This window comes from Blautia acetica (genome assembly GCF_038739805.1).
GTDB lineage: Bacteria > Bacillota > Clostridia > Lachnospirales > Lachnospiraceae > Blautia.
Map to the genome: position 1 here is coordinate 1 of NZ_JBBEWO010000037.1, position 3161 is coordinate 3161.

The following is a 3161-nucleotide window of genomic DNA, read 5'->3' on the forward strand; positions in this document are numbered from 1 at the left end:
CACCTTGGAGTGAAAAACTCCAGTCTGTCAAAAATCGCATGTGAATTATAGTGAATTACTCCAACTCGCAAAGGGCTGGGGTAATTTTAAATTTTACCGCAGTATTATTGGGCGCTTACAGATGAACAATTGGCAAAACAACTTGTTAAAACAAGCGTATTAAAGCATGATGATGAGAAGTGTTTTTGGACGGATACTTATTATTCTTCAAAAGAGGAAATGGAATTAATTTATCAAAGGTATGGATTAGAAATTGTAGACCATTTTGCACAAGATGGTTTAGCACCTCTTTTATCGCAAAAGGTAGACCAATGGGATGAAAATCAGTTCAAAATATGGTGCGATTACCATTATAGTGTGTGCCGTGAACAGTCGGTTCTTGGTGCAAGTAACCATGTTATCATAATTGGCAGAAAATAATGAGATAGAAAAATGTAGTTTTTTCTTGCCGAAGTGATAGTTATTATGTTAGGATATTACCTAAGGAAAGTACCCATGACAGGGTGGTAGCCTCCCGAGTTTTATGATACCGGGCAACCGGAATACATAGGAAGGGAGGTGGCGCCGATGACGGCTTATGAAATTATTTCGATTTTCATTGGGATATTAGCATTGCTGATGTTCTTTGGTAGCTTGATTGTAGCGTTGCTTGCCTTTCTCGATAAGAGAAACAAGCGAAAATAAAAATGCCTATCCTGTCTGCCAACAGGATAAGCGGTGTCCGTAAGGACATTATCTGACCTAAACTCGGAGCATCCACCTTTGGAGTGGGTGCTTTCTGTTTACTTAGATGTTAGCATGTTATCTTTGAGATTTCAAGAAGTTTCGCTTAATTTGGATAAATTTTCACAGTGAGCGTTACTGTTCAGAGGTTAACTGGACTTAAGAAAACTGATGGTGTAGACTGATAACAGTTAAAGCCATCGGTTTTTCTTTATCCAAATATCTTGGACACTCTGTCAAATATATTTGCCGATTCCTCCAGGCGCATCAAAACAAGCATGCTCATGCATTGGCAGAGATAATCGATACTTTCGAAACTCCTAAATGTCACGGCCTGCGCCTGTTTCCGCTTATAATTCCTCAGAAGCCCTTCGGCTTCGTTATTCGTGGCAGGTACTCTGGAGTTATGCAGGAACAGCAGATGATTCTGCATGTATTTCTCCATTCTCAAAAATAAATTATACCCGTCTCTATAATAATTATTTGCCGGAATGTCCCCGTATTCCTTTCTAGCGGTTTCCAGTATCTTCTGATATCTTTTTTCAAATTCGGAAACCTTTTTCAGATCCGGCTCCTGGGGCAGCTGGAAGCCTTTTCGGAAATGGATTATTTCCTGTACCAGTGAACGCATTTCTTTGTTCCAGGTGCGCTCCGGTTCGTTATCTATACTGTCTTTCAGATAACGCAGTACATGAGCAAGACATTCCTGATGATTTGCTCCATAATGATAAATGGTAAGATCATGGTCATGGGCCAGGATTCCCTGATAATCCTCCGTGACAGTACCTTTTACCCCTTCATGCCCTTTTTTCTCACATGCAAAGTATAGGGCTTTTCCGTCCGGTGTCACACAGACATATACCTGACAGTTCTTTCCGTTTTCCCTTGCATTTGTACAGTCTGTATGCATGACAGGGGAAAGCAGCATCTCTGCGCAGGCAGTCCTGCGTTCAGGCTCTGTTTTTAAAGCAAACTCCCTGCTGAGTTTACTTATCATGCCTTTCGAAATATTCAGTTTTCCACCTGTTAAATCCGACAGGAATTTTCTGCTCTTATCAATGGAAGTACAGCAGTTATTATTTAAAAGAAACAGAAATGCCCGGATGCTGCCATCATAATTCACGTCATCAATCACGCCATCCAGAAATGCAGCATGTACACGTTCTCCCGTCTGACTGTTATAATAAACATCTGCATGGTATTCCGTTACATCCAGAACCATACGGATCCTTACCAGTTGTTTTATGATTGTCCTTGCAGTCTTTTTGAAAGCACAGTCTTCAAGGACTTCTTCTGGCGGTGGAAGAAGGATTGCCGGCTGCGTAGGTTCCTGTTTCTTTCGGCTGTGCCCCTTATGACCGGGCTGTCCTCCCGGTTTCCTGCCCGTTTTTTCCCTGTTCTTCTTCCAGCCTGGCTGCTGTTTTATAAAACTGAAGGCGGAGTTCTTTTACTTTATCTAAAGCATCATCTCTTTGTTTTCGGCAAAAAGGACGCGCTTCTCCATCTCCTTTAGCTTCCATTCGGCTTTTTTCTGCATCGCTTCAAACTCCAGGAGCATATCCTCCAGTACCTGGAACCAGTAATTACGGACACGGATAGTTTCTTTATGCGCTTCCGCTATTTCTGTCTGCAGTTCCAGAATTTTATGTTCATAGTCTCTGCAATCCTTCTGGTGGAGTTCTTTCAGTTTGACATATCTCTCACCGGATTCCAGCTCTTTATTCCTTGCCTGTGCGGCTTTTAGCCGGCACATGAGTGTGATGTAATCATAAGTATCAGGCATACGTTTTCCTCCGGCACAGTTATCATTAAACGCCACTGATAATGTCTGTGATCTTTGAAATATGATCTTCCAGATATTCAATCATTTCCTTTTGTTTTTGGATAAATTCCTCTTGTATCTCAATCTGTTTGAGGTAACCAGCGAGAAGTTTATCACGTTTTTTCAATTCTTCTTTTAAATCGATGTCCATAAGAAAATCTCTCTTTCTTGTGAAAGAGTATAACAAAAACATAGAAAAAAAGTGAATTTCCCAAAATCGTTCTTTCGTCAATCTGACTGTGGATAAGTATTCGTTTTGCGATTGAAAAAGCATTGATATCAGCCATGAAACTTCGAAAATGGGCTCTGGAATCCAGAATCTGGTGTATAACTTTGTATAACTTTGCCAAAAAAGAACGGTAGGAAAAATTATAAACACAGTTTTTCCTGCCTAAAATGAATATCCACAAAATAAAAAAATAAATTTCGCTATTTTTTACAATGACTTATGCATACCTCTGAACAGTAACTTGTGGATAAAACTGCGGAAACTCAAGAACACAATTATTCTTTTGCTTCATGCCGTTTCATGATATACTAAAAAGAAACGGCGGTGATTCATTATGGCAAGACCTAAAACATATCATATTATACTCAGTGACAATGAAGTGTCAGC

Annotated in this window: 4 protein-coding genes; 1 reads left to right on the plus strand and 3 read right to left on the minus strand. The window is 40.1% G+C overall.

Features of this window, described 5'->3' with window-relative positions:
- Nucleotides 1-129 precede the first annotated feature (129 nt).
- Nucleotides 130-420: a hypothetical protein gene (locus tag WBS51_RS14980; protein WP_173750321.1), complete on the plus strand. Its 291-nt coding sequence runs from the start codon at nt 130-132 to the stop codon at nt 418-420.
- Nucleotides 421-934: 514 nt separating this feature from the next.
- On the opposite strand, the gene WBS51_RS14985 is transcribed toward WBS51_RS14980, so the two are convergent.
- The 3 genes from WBS51_RS14985 to WBS51_RS14995 form a co-directional block, all read right to left on the minus strand.
- Nucleotides 935-1945: an IS66 family transposase gene (locus WBS51_RS14985; RefSeq protein ID WP_291683763.1), complete on the minus strand. Its 1011-nt coding sequence runs from the start codon at nt 1943-1945 to the stop codon at nt 935-937.
- 234 nt (nt 1946-2179) lie between these two features.
- Complete coding sequence (locus tag WBS51_RS14990) at nt 2180-2506, minus strand: hypothetical protein (RefSeq protein ID WP_342694153.1); 327 nt, start codon at nt 2504-2506, stop codon at nt 2180-2182.
- Nucleotides 2507-2531: 25 nt separating this feature from the next.
- A complete protein-coding gene (locus WBS51_RS14995; protein ID WP_173691475.1) occupies nt 2532-2696 on the minus strand; it encodes a hypothetical protein in 165 nt (54 codons plus the stop codon).
- Between the last annotated feature and the right edge of the window lie 465 nt (nt 2697-3161).

Excerpts from the sequence above, each read along its gene's own strand:
- WBS51_RS14985 (WP_291683763.1), bottom strand. The coding sequence starts at position 1,945 with ATGGTTCTGGATGTAACGGAATACCATGCAGATGTTTATTATAACAGT.
- WBS51_RS14990 (WP_342694153.1), bottom strand. The coding sequence starts at position 2,506 with ATGCCTGATACTTATGATTACATCACACTCATGTGCCGGCTAAAAGCC.
- WBS51_RS14995 (WP_173691475.1), bottom strand. The coding sequence starts at position 2,696 with ATGGACATCGATTTAAAAGAAGAATTGAAAAAACGTGATAAACTTCTC.